The organism is Streptomyces sp. DH-12, from assembly GCF_002899455.1.
GTDB lineage: Bacteria > Actinomycetota > Actinomycetes > Streptomycetales > Streptomycetaceae > Streptomyces.
Genome location: NZ_PPFB01000001.1, coordinates 1,945,914 through 1,967,969, shown reverse-complemented (window position 1 = coordinate 1,967,969; position 22,056 = coordinate 1,945,914). Strand labels below are relative to the sequence as shown.

Below are 22,056 nucleotides of genomic sequence, written 5' to 3'. Positions count from 1 at the left end.
AGGCTGAGACCCATGCTCACCATCAGCCAGCTGGCGGCGTACGCCGGGGTGACGGTACGGGCAGTACGCCATTACCACCGGATCGGACTGCTGCCGGAGCCCGAACGCGACCGGTCCGGATACCGGATCTACGACGCTGCCGCGGTCGTGCGGCTGATCCGGATCCGCACCCTGGCGGACGCCGGTGTGCCGCTGGCTCGGGTGCAGGAACTCCTCGACGCCGGCCCGGAGGAGTTCGCCGCCGGTGTCCAGGCGATCGACAAGCATCTGCGCGCCGAGATCCGGCGGCTGCACGACACCCGCAAACGGCTCTCCCGGCTCGCCGCCGGGGAGCACCTGGCGCTCCCGCGGAGCGTCGTGGACTACCTGGACCGGCTACGCGGTCTCGGCGTCGAGGAGCGGTACATCGAGCTGGAGCGGGACGCCTGGATCATGATCGCCGCGCAGGTGCCGCACCAGATCGACGCCCTGATCGCCAGGAAGCACGAGGAGCTGGACCACCCCGACATGATGAGGCTCTACAGCCTCCTCAGCGAGGCACTCGACTGGTCGACCGAGGACCCGCGGGTCGTCGAGGTCGCCGACGTCATGGAGCGCCTGATGATCCGCGCCGTGGAGGCCGGCGAGACGGGTGACGACGCCTGGGACGACCAGTTCGTCGACCTGCTGGACTCGACCACGGCCGAGTCCTCGCCGGGCGCCGCGCGGCTGTTGGCGATCCTGGAAGAGCGGGGCTGGAGGGGCTGGACCCGCATCGAGCGAGTGCCCGCCGACAGACTCACCACTGAACCGCCGCCCTTTTGAAGACAGGTCGTCCGTCCGGCCGCACACTGAAGCGCTCCGGGTCTGGCGGAGGCTCCGATGTGCCCGGCTCGTGGTTCTGTTCATGAGACGGGGTTCTGGTCCAACTCCTGCGGCACGTCCGCTGTCTGTGATCGGCGGACCGTCGCCGGGCGGATCCTGACCCACTCCGGCGCCCTCCCGGGGAACGAGCGACTCAGGCTGAAGTCAGTGCTCGCGCACTGCCCTGAACGGACGCGCTCATCCGCCACGTCCGCGCCTTCGGGAGGATGACCACAAGCTCCGAGGCGACCGGCCTCCGCAGTCGAGGGAAACGGTCCACGCCGACGATGGGCCTCGACCCCGGATCCTGGACACGGGTCATGCGGCTCGTGTCAACGCACTCCGTCACGCCGTCGTGGTTCAAGGAGGCTGGAGCGGGCGGAGCGGCACGGTCTCGGCCCCCGGCGGCCTGACCGGTCGTCTGCGGGGCGGCGGGCGCCGGCGGGACACGCCCTGCCCCGGGGCCGGCGGGATCCAGACGACCGGGGCAGGGGTGCCTCCGGTGACACGGGTGCGAAAGGTTTTTTCCGGTCATGTCGACCGCGTGGAGCAGTGTCATGAGCGGGGCGCGGCAGGGCGGAAGGACCGACCGTCATGTTGGCCGGAGTGAACCTGGCTGGCGCAGAGGTCTAGACCCCATACGTCTTACCTCCTACTGTCGACACCCGTAACACCCTTGAGAGCAGGCTAGTTGGTGGTCCAGACCAAGCGTGGAGATCTCATGGGAAGACGCACGGACGTCATCGCAACGCCAGATCCATGCTTCGCACTCACAAGCATCATGACGGCCGAAGCGCTGTCGGCCGTCGCCGGACGTGGCCCCCGCCCGTCACCGTCGTCCGCTCGCGAGGAAGCGGTGCTCAGCACCGAAAGGCGATGCGCGGGAAGGTCTGGAGCCGTCGAGGCCGGACGACGACCGGTACGCCGCCGCGGTCCCGTGCGAGGCAGCGACCCGGGTCGGGGATTCGTCGGTCTGTACGAGGGGACCGTCCCCGCGGGTGCGGGGAGCACGCCGAAGATGAAGTGTTCCGGGCGGAGACGGCGGGACCACGGTCAGCGGCGCTCGATGGGTGGTGCCGGCGCGGAAAGCGAGCCGGAATCACCCTTCAGCCGCCGTCAACACGGCCGGGCCACTCAGGTCGGCGTCTGCTTTGAACCAGCGGTTCTGGGAATCCCCCCGTCCTCCGTCCTCGAATTCCTGATGACACGCAGAACCTGACGGTTCCTTTGGCGCTGCAGTCCGGCGTCACATCCCGATCTCTTCCCCACCTTCTCCTCGAGAACGCTACGGGAGCATTCCGTGAATCAATGGAAAATGGCGCGCAGATCATTCCTCGGCGGCCTCGTGCTCGCTCCTCTTCTCGCCTCCACCGGCACGGCGACGGCAGCTGCCGAGGCGGACACGGCCCCACCCGGAGTGGTTCCCGCGCTGCAGCGGTGGACCGGGGGGACGGGCAGTCTCACCCTCACCTCGGCAAGTCGGGTCGTCGTCCCCGCAGGCGCCCCGGCCGCCCTGCGGAACCTGGCGGTCCAGGTCGTCGCAGAAATGGCCGAGCTGACCTCTCTCCGGCTCACCACGGCGACGGGAGCGGCGGGACGCGGTGACATAGCCCTGCGCATCGACTCCTCGGCCGACTTCGGTCCGGTGAGGAGCGAGCTGCGGGCCGAGGCGTACCGCCTCACCGTGAGCACGACTTCCGTCGAGATCGTCGGCGGCGGCCGGAGGGGCGTCTACTACGGCACCCGTACCCTCCTGCAGGCCCTGCTGGGCTCGGCCGACCGCAAGAGCGTTCCCGTCGGCACCGCGGTCGACCATCCGAACTACGCCGTCCGCGGTTTCATGCTCGATGTCGGGCGACGGTACTTCACGCCCGAGTTCATCAGGTCGTACCTGCGCTGGATGGGCTGGCTGAAGCTCAACACCCTGCAACTGCACCTCAACGACAACGAGATCACCCCACCGAACGGTGACTGGTCGCAGGCCATCTCCGCGTTCCGCCTCAAGAGCACCAACCCGGCCTTCGCGGGACTGGGCGCCGGCCAGGGATACACCCGGCAGGACTGGGACTCCTTCGAGGACGTGGCCGCCGCCAACGGCGTGACGATCATCCCCGAGATCGACGCCCCCGCCCACGCGCGCGCCTTCATCGAGTTCAAGCCCGAGATCGGCCTGAACGGCGGGAACTCGGACCATCTGGACCTCAGCAATCCGGCCGCCACCGAGTTCATGAAGAGCGTTTACACCGAGTTCGCGCCGTGGTTCCGGGGACCGACCGTACACATCGGCGTCGACGAGTACCCGCGAGAACTGAACGCGCAGTACAAGACGTACGTCAACACCATCGCCTCCCACGTACGCTCCCTGGGCAAGACGGTCAACGCCTGGGGGAGCTTCACCGTCATGTCCGGCGGAGGGGCAGGCTATGACAAGAACATGGTCCTCAATTGCTGGAACCACGGCTGGTACTCGCCCAAGGCAGCCATAGCCGACGGCTACAAAGTCATCAATTCCAACGACGGCCTGCTCTACGTGGTCCCGTTCGCGGATTACTACCACGGACAGGGCCTGGACGGGCAGTACATCTTCACCAGCTGGGAACCGCACGTGTTCGGCGGAAACCAGGACCTCACGCCGCAGGACCCCATGCTCCTCGGTGCCATGCCGGCCGTGTGGAACGACCTCGTCCGCGCCAGTTACACCGAACTCCAGGTCCATGGACTGGTGGAGAAGAGCTTCGCCGCGCTCGCGCAGAAGATGTGGTCCGGCACCCGCGCCGGCACCGACTACAGCAGCTTCCTGAACCGGGTGGGCACCGTCGGACAGGGCCCCGGAACCGCGTACCTGCCCGACACCCTCGTGAAGCCGAAACCGACGCCCGGAGACCTCGCCTTCGGACGCGCGGTGTCGGCGTCCTCGTCGGAGGTCCCGTCTCTGGGGGCGTCGAACGCGGTGGACGGCAATCCGGCCACGCGCTGGGCCAGTGCCTACACCGATGACGAGTGGCTGAGCGTCGATCTCGGCAGTCGGCAGTCGTTCTCGCGGGTCAACCTCGATTGGGAGACCGCTCACGGCAAGGACTACGACATCCGGGTCTCCGACGACGGGACCACGTGGCGGACCGTGGCGCAGCGGCGCGGTTTGGCGCGGAAGGGCGTCGACACGCTGACCTTCACCGCCGTCATGGCCCGCCACGTCCAGATGAGGGGAATCACCCGGGCCACCGGCTACGGTTACTCCCTCCACTCCTTCGAGGTGCTGAAGTGAGGGCAGGCCCGTGATCGACCGCGGTCGTGCCTGACGACCCGCCTGCGCTCGGCAGCCCCGGCCCCACCGCCAGCGCCGCCGTCTCTTTCGCCGTCCCGCGCGGCCGACCGCGCCGTGCCGTGCGACAGGATCTCCGGCCGCACCGGGGAATCGTTCAAGCCGTAGGAGCGGCGGCCGAATTCACTTCCGCAGGGGCAGAACCGGTCCGTGTGGGATGACCGGCACTCGGCTCTCCCCTCTCTCGTACGGCCGGTCGATCACCTCGCGGGTGTGATGAGGATCGTCCCGACCTCATCGGCCGGACATCCAGGGCGAGAGCGGGGCCTGACATCCTGGGAGGAACAACTGGGCCGCCGGTAAACGGAGTTGGATGCCCATCACGACCAACCGAACTAATGGTACGGTCGCTGACCGTACCTATCGGGTATCGAATGGCGCACTCGGCTGCCCTGCCAGGTCAGCCACAGGAGTTGACTTGACCTCTCGTACGGGAACCAGCCTGCATGCCGTCCTCCTCCTGATGGCCGTGTCAACGGGAGCACTCACCGGATGCCAGGTCACGGCTGACGCCGTCCTCACCTCGGACTGCGAGGGCACCGAGAGCCGGGTCGACGAGCTGAAGTCCTACGGCATCCTCGACTCCCGGCCTCGAGGGACGGTCGAACCCCGCGGCTTCAAGGGCCTTGACGCCGGCTGCTGGGAGGACAGTGGCGAAGCGCAGCTCTACGCGGAGCACACTTACGTCTTCCCCGGCGACAAAGCCGACGTGACGCAGTACTACCGGGCCGCGGCAGAGCGCGAAGGCTGGACGCCCTCTCCGGCCACCCGGCGGTCATCAAAGGCGAATCAGCCCGCGAACCTGTGCTTCACCCGCGGCGAAGCGGACGACGCCGTGATGCTGGACGTCTACTTCTTGACCGAAGAGATCCTCGACGCGGAAGGGAGCAAGGCCGGAACCGAGTTCAACACCGGAGCCGGTTACCGAGTGTCCGTCACCTCCTCGGCCGACGGGTCCGCGGCCAGATGCTCGGACTGAGACAGGCCCGCCGGGGAGGTCTCACCGGGACGGCTGTGGATGACGCCCTTCACCTCGAACGCGCGGCAGGGCGTCGGCCCACCCTCACCGCCAACGCTGCGAAAAGCTGAAGGAGCGGCCCCGGACGGTGAAATCCCATCGGGACTTCACCGGTGGTCGACGGTCTGGCGGTGAGGGGCGTGGCGAGGGTCTGGCATGCGCGGGACGGTCCTGAGCAGGGTGTCCCGCCCACGCGTGCCCGCACTGCCCAAAAGTCCCAGAAAAGCCCAAAAGACGCCGCCGCACCCCTCCTGCCTCACGTTCACGAAGGTCAGAAGGGGTATGACGGCGTCTTTCCCGAGGACTTTCAGATGTCCCGGAAGATCTCGATCTGCGCCCCGATCGAGTTCAGCCGCTCCGCCAGGTCCTCGTAACCGCGGTTGATGACGTACACGTTGCGCAGCACCGACGTGCCCTCCGCCGCCATCATGGCGAGCAGGACGACGACGGCCGGGCGCAGGGCCGGCGGGCACATCATCTCGGCCGCGCGCCAGCGGGTCGGGCCCTCGACCAGGACGCGGTGCGGGTCGAGGAGCTGGAGCCGGCCGCCGAGGCGGTTCAGGTCGGTCAGGTAGATGGCGCGGTTGTCGTAGACCCAGTCGTGGATGAGGGTCTGACCCTGCGCCACCGCCGCGATCGCCGCGAAGAACGGCACGTTGTCGATGTTCAGGCCCGGGAACGGCATCGGGTGGATCTTGTCGATCGGCGCCTCCAGCTTGGAGGGCCGCACCGTCAGGTCCACCAGCCGCGTGCGGCCGTTGTCCGCGAAGTACTCCGGCGTGCGGTCGTGGTCGAGGCCCATCTCCTCCAGGACCGCCAGCTCGATCTCCAGGAACTCGATCGGCACCCGGCGGACCGTCAGCTCCGACTCCGTCACCACCGCGGCCGCCACCAGGCTCATCGCCTCGACCGGGTCCTCGGAGGGGGAGTAGTCCACGTCCACGTCGATGGTGGGTACACCGTGCACGGTGAGCGTCGTCGTGCCGATGCCGTCCACCTTGACGCCCAGCGCCTCCAGGAAGAAGCACAGGTCCTGGACCATGTAGTTGGAGGACGCGTTGCGGATGACGGTCGTGCCGTCGTGCCGCGCGGCGGCCAGCAGCGCGTTCTCGGTGACCGTGTCCCCGCGCTCGGTCAGCACGATCGGGCGGTCGGGGGCGACGGTCCGGTCGACCACCGCGTGGTACTGGCCCTCCGTCGCGGCGATGTCCAGGCCGAAGCGGCGCAGCGCGATCATGTGCGGCTCCACGGTGCGCGTGCCGAGGTCGCAGCCTCCGGCGTACGGCAGCATGAAGCGGTCCAGGCGGTGCAGCAGCGGGCCGAGGAACATGATGATGGAGCGGGTGCGGCGGGCCGCGTCCGCGTCGATCGCCGCCAGGTCCAGCTCGGCCGGCGGCACGATCTCCAGGTCGACGCCGTCGTTGATCCAGCGGGTGCGCACGCCGATGGAGTGCAGCACCTCCAGGAGGCGGTACACCTCCTCGATGCGGGCCACGCGGCGCAGCACCGTGCGCCCGCTGTTGAGCAGCGAGGCGCACAGCAGTGCCACGCACGCGTTCTTGCTCGTCTTGACGTCGATGGCGCCGGAGAGCCGGCGGCCGCCCACCACCCGCAGGTGCATCGGGCCGGCGTAGCCCAGGGAGACGATCTCACTGTCCAGCGCCTCGCCGATACGGGCGATCATCTCAAGGCTGATGTTCTGGTTGCCGCGCTCGATCCGGTTGACGGCGCTCTGGCTGGTGCCGAGCGCCTCGGCGAGCTGGGCCTGTGTCCAGCCGCGGTGCTGCCTGGCGTCACGGATGAGCTTGCCGATGCGTACGAGGTAGTCGTCTGCCATGAGGTTGAGGTTATCTCAGATATGAGATGGCACCTCTTGGGGGGGTCCGTTCGGGTGATGGTCGGGTGATGTGACGTCAGTATCCCCTGTTCCGGCGGCTGTGGGTGGTGCGCCGCCATCCGAAAGGTCCGGGCAGATCCATCGATGTCGTACGACGTCCGGTGCTGCTGCGGGTGTACCGGGGGCCGTTCCTGCTGCCGGTGGTGATGGACCACGACCGCTTGTTGATGTTCAGCCGCACCCCCGGAAGGATCCGGAAACTCTTGCGGAACGTGAGGGGCATCCTCGCCTCCCTGGTCGGTCCTGCCGTGACTGACTGTGTCTCAGTCGGATACCCCGGTCCTCGGCGGTGATGGCACCCGGGGCCGGGTTCGTGCGGAGCCGGCGGGAGGGCGGGGGGTGGAGGGGCGGAGGGGAGCGTGTGCCCCGCAGGAGGGCGCGAGTCCGGCGCACCGGAAGCGCCCCCTCGACATATTCCTTGACGGGAATATTCTTTTCGGGGAATGATCGCGCCCATGGACACACTCCTCACCGCACTGGCCGACCCGGTCCGCTGGCGGCTCGTGGGGCTGCTGGCCGAGCGGCCCCGCCCGGTCGGCGTGCTCGCCCAGCTCGCCGAGGCGCGCCAGCCGCAGACGACCAAGCACCTGCAGACCCTTGAGCGCGCCGGCATCGTCACCTCGCAGCGCAGCGGCCGACGCCGTGTCTACGCGCTCCGGTCCGCCCCTTTGCGGGACCTGGCAGGTGCGCTCAGCCGGCTCGCCGACACCGCGGACCAGGAGGGCGGTCCGCGGGCGACCTACGACCGCTACGGACGGAGTCTCCGCGCGGAGCGGCTCGCCGCAGAGGAGCCGGGGTGGGCCGACGGCCGCTCGTTCAGGTTCCACCGGTCGCTGGCGGGACGCCCCGAGCTGGTCTGGCGCCACCTCACCGAGGCATCCCTGCTCGCCCGCTGGTGGACGCCGGACGACCTCCGCGTCTCCGAGCTCGTCTTCGAGGCGCGACCGGGTGGGCGGGTCGTCCAGGAGTACCGCGATGCCGAGGACTCCGACGGCTCCGACCCGGTCGCCGGTCGCGCGGAGGGAGTCGTCGAGGACGTGCGCCCCGGTGAACGCCTCGGCTACCGGCTCTCTCCCGTGCTGCCCGACGGGGGCATCGCCTTCACCGCCCACGTCGGCATCGGCCTGAAGCCCACCGGTACGGGCACGGACCTCGAGGTCCACTGGCGGATCACCGACAGCACCGTCGACTCCGCCGACTTCGTCGCAGGCATCGAGATCGGCTTCGGCCAGAGCCTCGACAAGCTCGTGGCGGCCCTCGCCGCGGACCCGCACGACACCGGCAGTGCCGACACGAGGAGCGCTAAATGACCGACTCGGCCGACCGCAGGGTGACCGCGAACCTGGCCCTCAGCCTCGACGGGCGTTACAACGGTCCCGGCGGGGCCGGAGATTTCGGCGCGTTCGCCCCGTACGTGACCACCGAGGTCGCGCGGAACCACCTCACCCGCATCTGGGAGGGCGCGACGACAGCGCTGCTCGGCAGGGTCAACGCCGAGGGATTCCTGGGGTACTGGCCGTCGGTCGCCGCGGACGAGAACGCCGATCCGCGTGATCGTGGATATGCGAGGTGGCTGGTCGGCGCCGAGAAGGTGGTCTTCTCGACCACCTTGGCCGAGGCGCCGTGGGAACGCACCCGCGTGGTGAACGCCCCCGCCGCGGACGTCGTCGCCGGCCTCAAGGCCACCGGTGAGGGCGACATCCTCGTCAACAGCAGCGCCAGCGTCATCAAGGAGCTTCTCCCGGCGGATCTGCTGGACCGGCTGTATCTCATGATCTTCCCCGAGATCGTCGGGGGCGGGCAGCGGCTGTTCGAGGACGGCCTGCCGAGCTCGCGATGGAAGCTCGCCCATCAGGAGACCGGCGATCTGGGCGAGATCGCCCTGGTCTACGACCGAGTGCGCTGATCCGGCCGGTCGGCGCACCCGGCGCGCTCCTTGTCCGGGCCGGCCGGGGCGCCGTCCTTGCCGGGGCGTCCTGCCGTGGCGCCCTGCGAGACGCACCCCGGCCGGTACGGCCGCCGGCGCCCCGGCGCGATCGACCCGTACGGCTGGTCCACCGGGACGGAAGGCCGAACGACCGGGTTCGCCGGGCGGACGCCTCCAGGCGACGGGAGCGGTCACCGGGTCCCGGGCATGACCATTCCGCGCCCGTGTACTAGGATTATCTCGACATCGAGATATCTGCCGAGGCGCACCGCGGTCGCCACGCGACTTAGGCACACCTAACTTAGCCTGACCTCACCGGAACGGCCAAGCCGGCGTGGCGGCACGATTGACGGTGGTACGCGCACATCAATGAAGGAGACTGTCGTGTCGGCGAACAGCTTCGACGCCCGCAGCACGCTGCAGGTGGGCGACGAGTCGTACGAGATCTTCCGGCTGGACAAGGTCGAGGGCTCCGCGCGCCTTCCCTACAGCCTGAAGGTGCTGCTGGAGAACCTCCTCCGCACCGAGGACGGCGCGAACATCACCGCCGACCACATCCGCGCCCTGGGCGGCTGGGACTCCCAGGCGCAGCCGTCGCAGGAGATCCAGTTCACGCCGGCCCGCGTGATCATGCAGGACTTCACCGGCGTGCCCTGCGTCGTCGACCTCGCCACGATGCGTGAGGCCGTGAAGGAGCTCGGCGGCGACCCGGCGAAGATCAACCCGCTGGCCCCGGCCGAGCTGGTCATCGACCACTCCGTGATCGCCGACAAGTTCGGCACCAACGACGCCTTCAAGCAGAACGTCGACCTGGAGTACGGCCGCAACAAGGAGCGCTACCAGTTCCTGCGCTGGGGCCAGACCGCCTTCGACGAGTTCAAGGTCGTCCCGCCCGGCACCGGCATCGTCCACCAGGTGAACATCGAGCACCTGGCCCGCGTCGTCATGACCCGCGACGGCAAGGCGTACCCCGACACCCTGGTCGGCACCGACTCGCACACCACGATGGTCAACGGCCTCGGCGTCCTCGGCTGGGGCGTCGGCGGCATCGAGGCCGAGGCCGCCATGCTCGGCCAGCCGGTCTCCATGCTGATCCCGCGCGTCGTCGGCTTCAAGCTCACCGGTGAGCTGCAGCCCGGCACCACCGCCACCGACCTGGTGCTCACCATCACCGAGATGCTGCGCAAGCACGGCGTCGTCGGCAAGTTCGTCGAGTTCTACGGCGAGGGCGTCGCCGCCACCTCGCTGGCCAACCGCGCCACCATCGGCAACATGTCGCCGGAGTTCGGCTCCACCGCCGCGATCTTCCCGATCGACGACGAGACGCTGAGCTACCTGCGCCTGACCGGCCGCTCCGAGCAGCAGGTCGCCCTGGTCGAGGCCTACGCCAAGGAGCAGGGCCTCTGGCTGGACCCGGCGGCCGAGCCGGACTTCTCCGAGAAGCTCGAGCTGGACCTGTCCACGGTCGTCCCGTCCATCGCCGGCCCGAAGCGCCCGCAGGACCGCATCGAACTGACCCGCGCCGCCGAGCAGTTCAACGCCGACGTGCTCGACTACGTGGCCGCCGGTGTCACCGGCGGCGACGACCGCAAGCCGGGCGTCCCGCAGCAGGAGCAGCCGCACGGTGTCGCCTCCCCGGTCGACGAGGCGAGCGCCGAGTCCTTCCCCGCCAGCGACGCCCCGGCCTACGGCCACGACGACAACGGTGCCGGCGCCCCGCAGCACCCCGCCGCGGCGGCCGGTACCGGCCCGTCCAACCCGGTCGAGGTGACCGCCCCCGACGGCACCACCTACACGCTGGACCACGGCGCGGTGACGGTCGCGGCCATCACCTCCTGCACCAACACCTCCAACCCGTACGTCATGGTCGCCGCCGCGCTGGTGGCCAAGAAGGCGGTGGAGAAGGGCCTGACCCGCAAGCCGTGGGTCAAGACCACCCTTGCCCCGGGCTCCAAGGTCGTCACCGACTACTTCGAGAAGGCGGGCCTCACCCCGTACCTCGACAAGGTCGGCTTCAACCTGGTCGGTTACGGCTGCACCACCTGCATCGGCAACTCCGGCCCGCTGCCGGAGGAGGTCTCCAAGGCCGTCAACGAGCACGACCTGGCCGTCACCTCGGTGCTGTCCGGCAACCGCAACTTCGAGGGCCGGATCAACCCCGACGTCAAGATGAACTACCTGGCGTCCCCGCCGCTGGTGGTCGCCTACGCGATCGCCGGTTCCATGAAGGTGGACATCACCCGCGAGGCCCTCGGCCACGACCAGGACGGCAACCCGGTCTTCCTGAAGGACATCTGGCCCTCCGAGGCCGAGGTGAACGACGTCGTGGCGAACGCCATCGGCGAGGACATGTTCTCCAAGTCCTACTCCGACGTCTTCGCCGGCGACGCCCAGTGGCAGGCGCTGCCGATCCCGACCGGCGACACCTTCGAATGGGACGCGGAGTCCACCTACGTCCGCAAGCCCCCGTACTTCGAGGGCATGCGGATGGAGCCGGCCCCGGTCGAGGACATCAGCGGCGCCCGCGTGCTGGCCAAGCTGGGCGACTCGGTCACCACCGACCACATCTCCCCGGCCGGCGCCATCAAGGCCGACACCCCGGCCGGCAAGTACCTCACGGAGCACGGCATCGAGCGCCGCGACTTCAACAGCTACGGCTCGCGCCGCGGCAACCACGAGGTCATGATCCGCGGTACGTTCGCCAACATCCGCCTGCGCAACCAGATCGCGCCGGGCACCGAGGGCGGCTACACGCGTGACTTCACGCAGGAGGGCGGCCCGGTCTCCTTCATCTACGACGCCTCGCGGAACTACCAGGCCGCCGGCATCCCGCTGGTCGTCCTGGCCGGCAAGGAGTACGGCTCCGGCTCGTCCCGCGACTGGGCGGCCAAGGGCACCGCGCTCCTCGGCGTCAAGGCCGTCATCGCCGAGTCGTACGAGCGCATCCACCGCTCGAACCTCATCGGCATGGGCGTCCTGCCGCTGCAGTTCCCCGAGGGCCACACCGCCGAGTCCCTCGGCCTGACCGGCGAGGAGACCTTCTCCGTCTCCGGCGTGACCGAGCTGAACAACGGCACCACGCCCCGCACGGTGAAGGTCACCACCGACACCGGTGTCGAGTTCGACGCGGTCGTCCGCATCGACACCCCCGGTGAGGCCGACTACTACCGCAACGGCGGCATCCTGCAGTACGTGCTGCGCAGCCTGATCCGCAAGTAAGGGCCGGGCAGGACGACCGAGGGCCGCATCCCCGCGCGGGGATGCGGCCCTCGGCGTTCGCGGACCGCGGCTCCCGCGCGGCCCGGTGTGCGCGGCAACCGTTTACAACCCCGTCCCCCGGCGATACCGTCGCCCTCACGGACGAGGTGGGAGCGCTCCCATGAGCGTGGCGGACCGGAACCCGTCGCCGGGGCGCCGCCACCTCGTCCGCCCCGCGCCCTTGTCACCCGTCGACCCCCACAGCCGCGGACGGGAGCGTCATGATCGCGCCAATCGAGCCTCGTGCCGGCGTCCGGCCGGCGCTGCGCACCGGCAGCAGGGTGCTGTTCCTCGCCCTGGTCTGCCTGCTGGCCGCGGTACCGGCGGCCGGCCTGGCCCTGACCTCGGGCGCCGTCACCCACGCCCGCCCCGACACGCTGCCGCGCCCCGAGCTGCCCGGCCTGCTCTGCCGGGCGGGCACGACGCCCGCCGCCGGCGCCCCGGACCGCGCCGACGGCATCGCGCGCCTGATGCCCGCGGCCTGCGACCTCCGGGCGGCCGTGCTCGCCTCCCGGCGGACCGCCCATGCCGGAACGGCCCTGTCGTGCCGGGCCGGTTGACCTCCGTTCCGGGCCGGCTGCCCTCCGCCCCGGGCCGGTGCGGCCACGCGCCCCCGTCTCGGCCGCTTCCGGGCGGCAGGGCCGCGCCCCGTCCCAGGTCCCCGCCACCTGGCGGCGCGCCCGCGCTCCGTCGCCACCGCGCCCTTATGCTCCCAACACCGCTCGTAGCCATCCCAGTTGCCGCCGCACATGCACCGCGTCCCCGCCCTCGTGCCCGTTGTACGGGTAGGCGTGCAGCACCTTCTCCTCCTGTCCGCCCGTCAGCTCCGCGTAGCGGTTGTACGCCGCGTACGCGCCGCTCGGTGGGCACACCGTGTCGCGGAGGCCCACGCCGAAGTGGGCGGGTGCCTGCGCGCGGCGGGCGAAGGAGATGCCCTCGACGTGGGCCAGGGTGCGGTGGGCCGCCTCCTCCGCGCCCCGGTGGACGGCGAGATACGCGCTGATCTCGCCGTACGGCGCCGCGTCCGTGAGGTCCAGCGCGCGGTGGATCCCGCACAGGAAGGGGGCGGTGACCAGGACCGCCGCGAGGTCCGGGACCAGTCCCGCGACCGCCAGCGCCAGGCCCCCGCCCTGGCTGTTGCCCACCGCCGCGACCCGGGAGGCGTCCGCGCCGGGCAGTGCGCGCACGGCCTCCACCGCGCGCACCGCGTCGGTGATCAGGCGGCGGTAGTGATAGTCGTGCGGGTCGAGCAGCCCGCGCGCCGCCGGTCCGGGGCCGCCCGGCGCACCGGCGTGCGGGTCGGGGGTGTCGCCCCCGCAGCCGTACTGGCCGCCCTGCCCGCGGTTGTCCATCAGCAGATGCGCGTACCCGGCGTTCACCCAGGTCAGCCGCTCGTGGGGGAGGCCGCGTCCGCGTCCGTACCCGGCGAACTCCACCACGGCCGGGAGCGGTCCGGCCGCCCCCGCGGGGCGGCTGAACCACGCGCGCACCGGGTTGCCCGCGAAGCCGCGGAAGGCGACGTCCCAGGCCTCGGTCAGCCGCAGCCCGCTGTCCACCGGGTCGGCGGAGACCAGAACGTCCCCCGCACCCGACGCCTCCTCCAGCGTGCGCTTCCAGAACGCGTCGAAGTCCGCGGGTTCGGCGAGGTCCGGGCGATGACGCTCCAGTTCAGCCGGGGGCAGGTCGAACGCGGGCACGCGGCACCTCGCAGAGTCGGACGGACGGCACCCCCGATCGTTGCGGGCGTGCCGCAGGAAATTTCGGTGGACGGTAACAGGTCTTGGCCGGGTTCCACAGCGGTCCGTTCCGGACTTCCACGCGCCGTGAAGCGGGAAAATCCGCCTGCGCGCCACCCATTGACACCACTGACCGTGACTCATAAGTTGCCGCGGAGTTACCGGTAGATGCTCGAAAGTTTCGGTCTGCGTCAGGCACGGGAGGCCCGGCCCATGAGCAGCTCCACCACGTCGGCTCCACCCCCGGGCCTCCAGGGCCCGCCGCCGGCGCCCCCGCCCCGCCGCCGCACCCGGTCGCCCTCGTCCACCGGCTGGCGGCGCGCGCTGCGCAAGGACTGGCAGCTCTACTCGCTGGCCGTGCTGCCGCTGCTGTTCTTCCTGGTGTTCCGCTATCTGCCGATGATCGGCAACGTGATCGCGTTCCGCCGGTTCGAGCCGGGCGGGTCGATCCTCGGCGAGTACTGGGTGGGACTGCGGTACGTCGAGATGTTCCTGTCCGACCCGACCTTCTGGCAGGTCTTCCGGAACACCCTGTGGATCGGCGGGCTGACGCTCCTCTTCTGCTTCCCGGTCCCGATCGTGCTCGCCCTGCTGCTCAACGAGGTCCGCCGCCGGTCACTGAAACGATTCGTGCAGTCGGTGTCCTACCTGCCGCACTTCCTGTCCGTCGTGATCGTCGCCGGCATCACGATGCAGATGCTCGCCACGGACGGCCCGGTCAACCACGTGCTCGGCTGGTTCGGGCACGACCCGATCCGGTTCATCCAGGAGCCCGACTGGTTCCGCACCATCTACGTCGGCTCCGAGATCTGGCAGACCGCGGGCTGGGGCACCATCCTCTACCTCGCCGCGCTCACCACCATCGACGAGGACCTGTACGAGGCCGCCCGGATCGACGGCGCGAACCGCTGGCGGCAGACCTGGCACGTCACCCTGCCCGGCATCCGTCCCACCATGATCACGCTGCTGATCCTCAACATCGGCACGTTCCTGGCCGTCGGTTTCGAGAAGGTCCTGTTGCTGTACAACCCGCTGACGTATCCCACCGCCGACGTCATCTCCACCTACCTCTACCGGACCGGTGTGGAGTCCAACAGCTTCAGCTACGCCGCCGCCATCGGCCTGTTCGAGGCGGTCATCGGCCTGGTGCTGATCACCTCGGCCAACCAGCTCTCGCGCCGCACGGTGGGGACGAGCCTGTGGTGAGCACCATCCGCCCCTCCCGGGGCCACCGCGTCTTCCAGGGCGTGAACGGCGTTGTCCTCACCCTGGTCGTGCTGATCACGCTGTACCCGTTCGTCAACATCGTCGCCCGGTCGTTCAGCGGCGAGCGGGAGATCCGCGCCGGTGACGTGACACTGTGGCCCAAGGGCTTCAACCTCACCACCTACGAGATCGTCTTCTCCGACTCGATGTTCTGGCGGAACTACGGCAACACCGTCCTCTACACGGTCGTCGCCACCGCCGTCGCCATGGTGCTGACCACCTGCTACGCCTACGTCCTGTCCAAGCACCACCTCAAGGGCCGCGGCGCGCTGGTCGGGATCGCCGTGTTCACCATGTTCTTCACCGGCGGCCTCATCCCGAACTACGTCCTGGTCACCAGCCTCGGACTGAAGAACAGCGTGTGGGCCATCGCCCTGCCGAACGCGATCAGCGTCTTCAACCTGCTGGTGATGAAGGCCTTCTTCGAGAGCCTGCCGTCGGAGCTGGAGGAGGCCGCGCAGATCGACGGCCTGAGCACCTACGGCATCCTGCTGCGGATCGTGCTGCCGCTGTCCAAGGCGGTCGTCGCCACCATGGTGCTCTTCTACTCGGTGTCCTTCTGGAACTCCTGGTTCTCGGCGTTCCTCTACATGGACCGCACCGAGCTGATGCCGGTCACGGTGTATCTGCGCAACCTCCTCGCGGGCGCCACCGGCGGCACCGGCGCCGGCGCCACCACCGAGAACCTCACCCAGGTCAACGCCAACATCCAGGCGGTGACGATCGTGCTCACCTCGCTGCCGATCCTCTGCGTGTACCCGTTCGTGCAGCGCTACTTCGTCTCCGGCGTGATGCTCGGCGCGGTCAAGGGCTGACGGCCGTCCGCACCCCCCTCCACCCCCCAGGAGTCCCCGTGAAGAACACCGGACAGCTCTCCCGGCGCCAGATCCTCGCCGCCGCGGGCTTCATCGGCCTCGCCACGCTCACCGGCTGCGGCAGTGGCGGCGACGGCGAGGACGCCAAGGACCTGTCGAAGAAACGCACGGGCGCCATGAGGAACTACCGCGCCGGACAGCAGTTCAAGGCCACCGAACCGCTCACCTTCACCGTCCTGCACAACGACAACCCGGTCTACCCGATGAAGGAGAGCTGGCTGTTCTGGAAAGAGCTCACCCGGCGCACCGGCGTCACCCTGGACGCCACCCCGGTCCCGCTGAGCGACTACGAGAAGAAGCGCAGCCTCCTCATCGGCGCGGGCGACGCCCCGCTGCTGATCCCCAAGACCTACCCGGGCGCGGAGACGGCGTTCGTCTCCTCCGGAGCCGTCCTGCCGGTCAGCGAGTACGCCGACCTGATGCCCAACTTCCAGGAGAAGGTCAAGAGATGGAACCTCCAGCCGGAGGTCGACTCGCTGCGCCAGTCCGACGGCCGCTCCTACCTGCTCCCCGGACTCCACGAGAAGGTGCGCCAGCAGTACTCGCTGTCCTTCCGCACCGACGTCCTCGCCAGGCACGGACTGGCCCTGCCGGCCACCTGGGACGAGGTGTACACGACCCTCAAGGCGCTCCGTGAGGAGTACCCGGACCGCTACCCGTTCACCGACCGCTGGAGCACCAACACCCCGTTCCCGGCGGGCGCGCTGTTCCAGTACCTCGGCCAGGCGCACGGCGTCCGGGCCGGCTGGTCGTACCTGAACACCACCTGGGACGCCGAGGCGGAGCAGTTCGTCTTCACCGGCGCGACGGACGCCTTCCGCCGGGTCGTGGAGTACCTGCGCACGCTGGTCGCCGAGAAACTGATGGACCCGGAGAGCTTCACCCAGACCGACGAGGAGGCGGTCGAGAAGCTGCTGGGGGAGAGGTCCTTCGCGATCAGCGCCAACGCGCAGGAACTGGTGCAGAACTACCGCTACAACCTCCAGCGGCAGGTCAAAGGCGCCACCATCGAGATGATCCCGGTGCCGCTCGGCCCGGCGGGCCCGGTCGTCATGGGCGGCGCGCGCCTGGAGAACGGCATGATGATCTCCAGCAAGGCGCTGGAGCGGGACGACTTCGTCGCCCTGATGCAGTTCGTGGACTGGCTCTGGTACTCCGACGCCGGCCAGGAGTTCTGCAAGTGGGGCGTGGAGAACACCACGTTCACCCGCTCCGGCGCCGCGGGCTACGCACTCAGGCCCGGCATCTCCCTCATGGGCTCCGACCCGGACGCCCCGAAGGACCTGCAGAAGGACTTCGGCTTCCACAACGGCGTGTTCACCTACGGCGGCAGCTGGGCCCTGGTGTCCTCCTCCTTCGGGCCGGACGAGAAGAAGTTCACCGAAGCGATGGCCGCGCGCAAGGAGCTGCCCGCCGACCCGCCGCACCCGCTGCGCGCCGAGGAGCAGGAACAGGCCACCCTCTGGGACACCCCGCTGAAGGACCACGTCACCCAGAACGCCCTGCGCTTCGTGCTCGGCAAGCGCCCGCTGTCCGAGTGGGACGACTACGTCAAGGAGCTCAGGGCCAAGAACATGGACCGGTACATCGAGCTGCACAACCAGGCGTACCAGCGGTTCCAGAAGGAGAACGCGTGATCCGCGTGCCCGCGGAGCCGGCCGGCCGGCTGTCCGACGCCTGGCGCGCCTGCGTCGGCACCGGCCGGCTCGACCTCGCCCTGCGCCGCGACCACCAGGACTCCCTCGCCCTGATCCAGCGCGAGATCGGCTTCCGTCATCTGCGCGGCCACGGCCTGCTCAGCGACGGCATGGGCGTCCACCGCCCCTACGCGTGGCAGGGCGCCCGCCGCACCCGCCACTCGTTCACCTACCTCGACCAGGTGCTCGACGCCTGCCTCGCCGCCGGCATCCGCCCGTTCCTCGAACTCGGTTTCATGCCGCGGGAGATGGCCTCGGGCACGCAGACGGTGTTCTGGTGGGAGGGGAACGTCACCCCGCCCGCCGACGAGAAGGAGTGGACCCGCCTGGTGCGCGCGGTCCTCACCCACCTGATCGCCCGCCACGGCCTCGCCGAGGTGCGCACCTGGCCCGTCGAGGTGTGGAACGAGCCGGACCTGCCGCAGTTCTGGCAGGACGCCGACGAGGCGGCCTACCACCGGCTGTACGAGGCGACGGCGCACACCGTGAAGGAGGTGGACGCGGAGCTCGCGGTCGGCGGGCCCGCGCTGTCGCCGGCCGCGGACGGCTGGCTGGAGCGGTTCGCCGAGTTCGCCGAACGCCGTGACGTGCCCGTGGACTTCGTGTCCCGCCACGCCTACGCCTCCGGGCCCGCGCAGCACGTCCCGTTCGGCACCCACCAGACCCTGGCCCCGGCGAGCACCCTGCTCGACCAGTTCGCCCAGCCGCGCAAGGCGCTCCGAGGAACGCGCCTGGCCGGACTGCCCGTGCACATCACCGAGTTCAACTCCTCCTACCGGCCCGACAACCTGATCCACGACACCGCCTTCCACGCCGCCTACCTCGCTCCGGTGGTGGCGGCGGGCGGCGACCACGCCGACTCCTTCTCCTACTGGACGTTCAGCGACGTCTTCGAGGAGACCGGCATCCCCACCGCCCTGTTCCACGGTGGGTTCGGCCTGCTCACCCACCGCCAGATCCGCAAACCCACCTACCACCTGTACGCGTTCATGGCCCGGATGGGGGAGGAACGACTCGCGCGCGGCGACGACCACGTGGTGACCCGGCACCCCGACGGACGGATCACCGTCCTCGCCTGGGCCCCCGTCGACCCCTCGGGACGCACCCCGGGCCCGGACCGGCACACCCTGCGCCTGTCCCTCCCGGTGGGCGGCGAGGGGCGCGGCGAGGTGTTCGCGCGCCGGTCCTCCGTCGACGAGGAGCGCGGCAACGCGTACACCGCCTGGCGGCACATGGGCTCCCCGCACTCCCCGCGGCCCGGTCAGCTCGACGTGCTGCACGAGGCCGCCGAGCCCGCCCGCGGCCACGGCCGGCTGCCCGTCGAGGACGGCCGGACGGACCTCACCGTCACCCTCGCCCGCCACGAGATCACCCTCGTCGAGCTGACCCCGGTGGACGACGAGACCCCGCCCTGGTGGGACGAGCGGCGGCTGCTCGGCGGGGAGGCGCCGTGAGCACGGTACGCGCCGACGCCTTCGGCACCGGCCCGCTCTCCCGGGCCGCCGCGCTGATCCACACGCTCGTCACCGTCGAGGCCCTGCTGCTGCTCACCGCGGCGCCGGGCCTCGCCGGTCTCTTCCTGCTCGCCCCCGACCCCGCCAACCTGCCGCTCGCCGCCCTCTGTCTGCTGCCCCTCGGCCCGTCCGCCGCCGCGGCCCTCTACGCCCTGCACCACCGCAGCGGTGACCTCACCGAACTCCGCCCGGCCCGCGCCTTCCTGCGCGGCTGGCGGATCAACGCCGTCCCCGCGCTGAAGCTGTGGACGCCGCTGCTCGGCTGGCTCACGGTCATCGCGTTCACCCTCACCCACTTCCCGGCCACCGGGCTGCCCGGCTGGTGGGCGTTCCTGCTCGCCGTCATCGGCGTCGGGAGCCTGCTGTGGGGCGCCCACGCGCTGGTGCTGACCGCCCTGTTCGCCTTCCGCGCCCGCGACACCGCCCGCCTCGCCGCGTACTTCCTGGCGCGGCGCCCCCGGACCACCGCGGGCGCCCTGTCGCTGCTGGTCCTCACGGCCGCCGGCACCGCCCTGCTCACCGAGGCGCTGCCCGCCCTGCTCGCCGCGCCGCTGCTGCTGTCGCTGCTGCGCGGCAGCCGCCCGGTGATCGAGGAGACCCGGGACCACTTCACGGTCCGAGGCCGCTCCCGCCCTCAGTGGATGGTGCGCCCGTGCGCGTCCGGCACCCCGGACTTGCGCAGGAAGTAGCTGTTGATCTGGTCCCGCCACTCGCGGGCGCAGCGCAGCTGCTCCTCGAACCGCCCGGCCACCCGCGCGTGCCGCTCCGGCTCCACCAGGTCCACGAGGCCCGCCCACACCCGGCGGGCCTCCTCGGCCTCCTCCACGCCCTCGAAGTGGGTGTCGTAGATGTGCTGGATCACCGTCTTCCCGCTGTGCAGCACATGGCCGTAGGGCACGTGGTGGAAGAACAGCAGCAGCTCGTCGGGGCAGGTGCCGGGGGACTCGTAGAGCTTCGCCCACGGCTCGGCGTACTGCCCGGCGAAGCCGGTGCCCGTCGCGGTGGAGCGGTCGACGCCGATGCCGTCCCGGTCGGCGAAGTGATAGGTGCCCCACGGGCTGTACTCGTAGCCGTCCACGCTCGGCCCGTAGTGGTGGCCCGGCTGCACCATGAAGCCCACGCCGAGCGGCGCGGTGTACTTCTCGTACGTCGCCCAGGAGCCGTCCAGGATCGCGTGCAGCCCGTCGGCCAGCCGGTCCGGGGCGCCGGGGTGGGTGAGGGCGGTCCACTCGTCGAGGACGGCCCCCGGATCCGCCGCCGGGTCCCACGCCAGCCGCCCGAAGGTGTACAGGTTCGCCTGGGCGAGCGGGTGCCCGGTCCAGAACCGGTCGTCACCGGCGTTGGACACCGCGACCAGCCCGTCCGCGAGCCGCCCGGCGGCCACCTCGCCGTCCGGGCGGAACCGCAGCGCCTCGCTCCACATCGGGCCCAGCCAGCACACGTGCCGCTGCTGCCCGGTGTACTCCTGGGTCACCTGGAGCTCCACCGCGAGCCGGGTCCCCGGCATCGCGCCGATCAGCGGGGAGACCGGCTCGCGCACCTGGAAGTCCATCGGCCCGTGCTTCACCTGGAGCACCGCGTTGTCCGCGAACTCCCCGTCCAGCGGGGTGAAGTGGTCGTACGCGGCCCGCGCCCGGTCGGTCGAGCGGTCCCGCCAGTCCTGGCGGTGGTCGTAGACGAAGGCCCGCCAGTGCACCGTGCCGCCGTACGGCTCCAGCGCGGCGGCCAGCACGTTCGCCCCGTCGGCGTGCGAGCGGCCGTAGGCGAAGGGGCCGGGCTGTCCCTCGGAGTCGGCCTTGACCACGTACCCGCCGAAGTCCGGGATCGCCTCGTACACGCGGGCGGTCGCCCCCGCCCACCAGTCGCGTACGGCCTCGTCCAGCGGGTCGGCGGTGGGCAGCCCGCCCAGCGGCATCGGCGCGGCGAAGCTGACCGACAGGTGCGTGCGGATGCCGTACGGGCGCAGGGCGCCGGCGATCGCGGCCACGTCGCCGATCCGGTCGGTCAGCAGCCGCGCCTCCGTGGCGTGCACGTTGACGTTGTTGACGGCGACGGCGTTGATCCCGCACGCGGCCAGCAGCCTGCCGTACGCCCGCACCCGGCCGAGGTCCCCGCGCGCCCGGCCGTCCGCCCAGAACAGGGAGCCGCCGGCGTAGCCGCGCTCGACCTGCCCCATCACCGGGTGCACGGCCACGTTGTCCCAGTGGTCCAGCATGCGGGTGGCGAGCGCGGGCCGGTGGGTGCGCGGCGGAAGGTCCCCGGCGAAGGCGTCCTCGCCGAGCCGCACGACGTGGAACAGCCCGTACAGCAGCCCGCGCCCGCCGGACGCGGTCAACGTCGTGGTACCGCCGCCGCGTTGGAGTGTGTAACCCTCGTCGGCCGGTTCACCGCCGGTGAGCTCGAGGACCAGATCGGCGTCCACCGCGTCGCCGTCCCGAGTCACCTCGCCGCCGAACCGCGCGCAGGCGTCGGCGAGTTCACCGTGCACCGTGTCCGCCAGGGGGTCCGTGACGCCCCGCAGCACCGAACGCCGGGTGCCGACCGCGCGGAACGCGGCGGCGGGCAGCCAGGCGGCGTCGAAGTCCCCCGAGTCCGTCATGGCTCCATTCTGGTGCACCGGGTGCTCCGGAGGTACCCGTGGCCGGCGGAAAACCCAGGGGTGAGCCCAAGAAGAAGGCGGGCCCGGACCAGGTCCGGGCCCGC

16 protein-coding genes are annotated in these 22,056 nt (G+C 70.5%); 12 read left to right on the top strand and 4 right to left on the bottom strand.

Annotated elements, in window-relative coordinates; all coding sequences use genetic code 11:
• Nucleotides 1-12: 12 nt before the first annotated feature.
• The 3 genes from C1708_RS07670 to C1708_RS07660 all read left to right on the top strand — a co-directional run bounded on the left by C1708_RS07670 (nt 13) and on the right by C1708_RS07660 (nt 5,144).
• Nucleotides 13-804, top strand: coding sequence for a helix-turn-helix domain-containing protein (locus C1708_RS07670; RefSeq protein WP_106411946.1), 792 nt, complete (start codon nt 13-15; stop codon nt 802-804).
• A gap of 1,354 nt (nt 805-2,158) precedes the next feature.
• Entirely contained in the window at nt 2,159-4,108 is a 1,950-nt protein-coding gene (locus C1708_RS07665; RefSeq protein WP_106411945.1) for a glycoside hydrolase family 20 protein, read from the top strand.
• 475 nt (nt 4,109-4,583) lie between these two features.
• Entirely contained in the window at nt 4,584-5,144 is a 561-nt protein-coding gene (locus C1708_RS07660) for a hypothetical protein (RefSeq protein WP_106411944.1), read from the top strand.
• A 346-nt stretch (nt 5,145-5,490) separates the two neighbouring features.
• Here the strand turns inward: C1708_RS07660 and C1708_RS07655 are convergent, their stop codons facing one another.
• Both C1708_RS07655 and C1708_RS07650 read right to left on the bottom strand, forming a co-directional pair.
• Nucleotides 5,491-7,020: a helix-turn-helix domain-containing protein gene (locus C1708_RS07655; protein WP_106411943.1), complete on the bottom strand. Its 1,530-nt coding sequence runs from the start codon at nt 7,018-7,020 to the stop codon at nt 5,491-5,493.
• A 76-nt stretch (nt 7,021-7,096) separates the two neighbouring features.
• Entirely contained in the window at nt 7,097-7,303 is a 207-nt protein-coding gene (locus C1708_RS07650) for a DUF4236 domain-containing protein (protein WP_106411942.1), read from the bottom strand.
• A gap of 232 nt (nt 7,304-7,535) precedes the next feature.
• On the opposite strand from C1708_RS07650, the gene C1708_RS07645 reads away from it, so the two are divergent.
• The 4 genes from C1708_RS07645 to C1708_RS07630 all read left to right on the top strand — a co-directional run bounded on the left by C1708_RS07645 (nt 7,536) and on the right by C1708_RS07630 (nt 12,825).
• Nucleotides 7,536-8,390 carry a metalloregulator ArsR/SmtB family transcription factor gene (locus C1708_RS07645; protein WP_106416206.1) on the top strand — a complete coding sequence of 285 codons (855 nt, stop codon included), beginning with the start codon at nt 7,536-7,538 and terminating at the stop codon, nt 8,388-8,390.
• Nucleotides 8,387-8,986, top strand: coding sequence for a dihydrofolate reductase family protein (locus C1708_RS07640; protein WP_106411941.1), 600 nt, complete (start codon nt 8,387-8,389; stop codon nt 8,984-8,986). Before C1708_RS07645 ends, C1708_RS07640 begins: the two co-directional genes overlap by 4 nt.
• Before the next feature lie 405 nt (nt 8,987-9,391).
• Nucleotides 9,392-12,226, top strand: coding sequence for an aconitate hydratase (locus C1708_RS07635; protein WP_106411940.1), 2,835 nt, complete (start codon nt 9,392-9,394; stop codon nt 12,224-12,226).
• A gap of 260 nt (nt 12,227-12,486) precedes the next feature.
• Nucleotides 12,487-12,825, top strand: coding sequence for a hypothetical protein (locus C1708_RS07630; RefSeq protein ID WP_106411939.1), 339 nt, complete (start codon nt 12,487-12,489; stop codon nt 12,823-12,825).
• A 144-nt stretch (nt 12,826-12,969) separates the two neighbouring features.
• Here C1708_RS07630 and C1708_RS07625 read toward each other — a convergent pair whose 3' ends face one another.
• Entirely contained in the window at nt 12,970-13,962 is a 993-nt protein-coding gene (locus C1708_RS07625) for an acetylxylan esterase (protein WP_106411938.1), read from the bottom strand.
• 252 nt (nt 13,963-14,214) lie between these two features.
• On the opposite strand from C1708_RS07625, the gene C1708_RS07620 reads away from it, so the two are divergent.
• The 5 genes from C1708_RS07620 to C1708_RS07600 are packed head-to-tail and all read left to right on the top strand — an operon-like array spanning nt 14,215 to nt 20,042.
• Nucleotides 14,215-15,207 carry an ABC transporter permease gene (locus tag C1708_RS07620; protein ID WP_106411937.1) on the top strand — a complete coding sequence of 331 codons (993 nt, stop codon included), beginning with the start codon at nt 14,215-14,217 and terminating at the stop codon, nt 15,205-15,207.
• Complete coding sequence (locus C1708_RS07615; protein ID WP_106411936.1) at nt 15,201-16,082, top strand: carbohydrate ABC transporter permease; 882 nt, start codon at nt 15,201-15,203, stop codon at nt 16,080-16,082. The genes C1708_RS07620 and C1708_RS07615 overlap by 7 nt, the downstream gene beginning before the upstream one ends.
• Nucleotides 16,083-16,120: 38 nt before the next feature.
• Nucleotides 16,121-17,779: an ABC transporter substrate-binding protein gene (locus tag C1708_RS07610; RefSeq protein ID WP_106411935.1), complete on the top strand. Its 1,659-nt coding sequence runs from the start codon at nt 16,121-16,123 to the stop codon at nt 17,777-17,779.
• Entirely contained in the window at nt 17,776-19,293 is a 1,518-nt protein-coding gene (locus C1708_RS07605) for a GH39 family glycosyl hydrolase (RefSeq protein ID WP_106411934.1), read from the top strand. Before C1708_RS07610 ends, C1708_RS07605 begins: the two co-directional genes overlap by 4 nt.
• Nucleotides 19,290-20,042, top strand: coding sequence for a hypothetical protein (locus C1708_RS07600; RefSeq protein ID WP_241911197.1), 753 nt, complete (start codon nt 19,290-19,292; stop codon nt 20,040-20,042). Before C1708_RS07605 ends, C1708_RS07600 begins: the two co-directional genes overlap by 4 nt.
• Here C1708_RS07600 and C1708_RS07595 read toward each other — a convergent pair.
• The gene (locus C1708_RS07595) at nt 19,988-21,952 is read right to left on the bottom strand and encodes an alpha-glucuronidase (RefSeq protein ID WP_106411933.1); all 1,965 of its coding nucleotides are present in this window, start codon (nt 21,950-21,952) and stop codon (nt 19,988-19,990) included. The genes C1708_RS07600 and C1708_RS07595 overlap by 55 nt on opposite strands.
• Nucleotides 21,953-22,056: the final 104 nt, after the last annotated feature.

Excerpts from the sequence above, each read along its gene's own strand:
- C1708_RS07670 (WP_106411946.1), top strand. The coding sequence starts at position 13 with ATGCTCACCATCAGCCAGCTGGCGGCGTACGCCGGGGTGACGGTACGG.
- C1708_RS07665 (WP_106411945.1), top strand. The coding sequence starts at position 2,159 with ATGGCGCGCAGATCATTCCTCGGCGGCCTCGTGCTCGCTCCTCTTCTC.
- C1708_RS07655 (WP_106411943.1), bottom strand. The coding sequence starts at position 7,020 with ATGGCAGACGACTACCTCGTACGCATCGGCAAGCTCATCCGTGACGCC.
- C1708_RS07650 (WP_106411942.1), bottom strand. The coding sequence starts at position 7,303 with ATGCCCCTCACGTTCCGCAAGAGTTTCCGGATCCTTCCGGGGGTGCGG.
- C1708_RS07645 (WP_106416206.1), top strand. The coding sequence starts at position 7,536 with ATGGACACACTCCTCACCGCACTGGCCGACCCGGTCCGCTGGCGGCTC.
- C1708_RS07640 (WP_106411941.1), top strand. The coding sequence starts at position 8,387 with ATGACCGACTCGGCCGACCGCAGGGTGACCGCGAACCTGGCCCTCAGC.
- C1708_RS07630 (WP_106411939.1), top strand. The coding sequence starts at position 12,487 with ATGATCGCGCCAATCGAGCCTCGTGCCGGCGTCCGGCCGGCGCTGCGC.
- C1708_RS07620 (WP_106411937.1), top strand. The coding sequence starts at position 14,215 with ATGAGCAGCTCCACCACGTCGGCTCCACCCCCGGGCCTCCAGGGCCCG.
- C1708_RS07595 (WP_106411933.1), bottom strand. The coding sequence starts at position 21,952 with ATGACGGACTCGGGGGACTTCGACGCCGCCTGGCTGCCCGCCGCCGCG.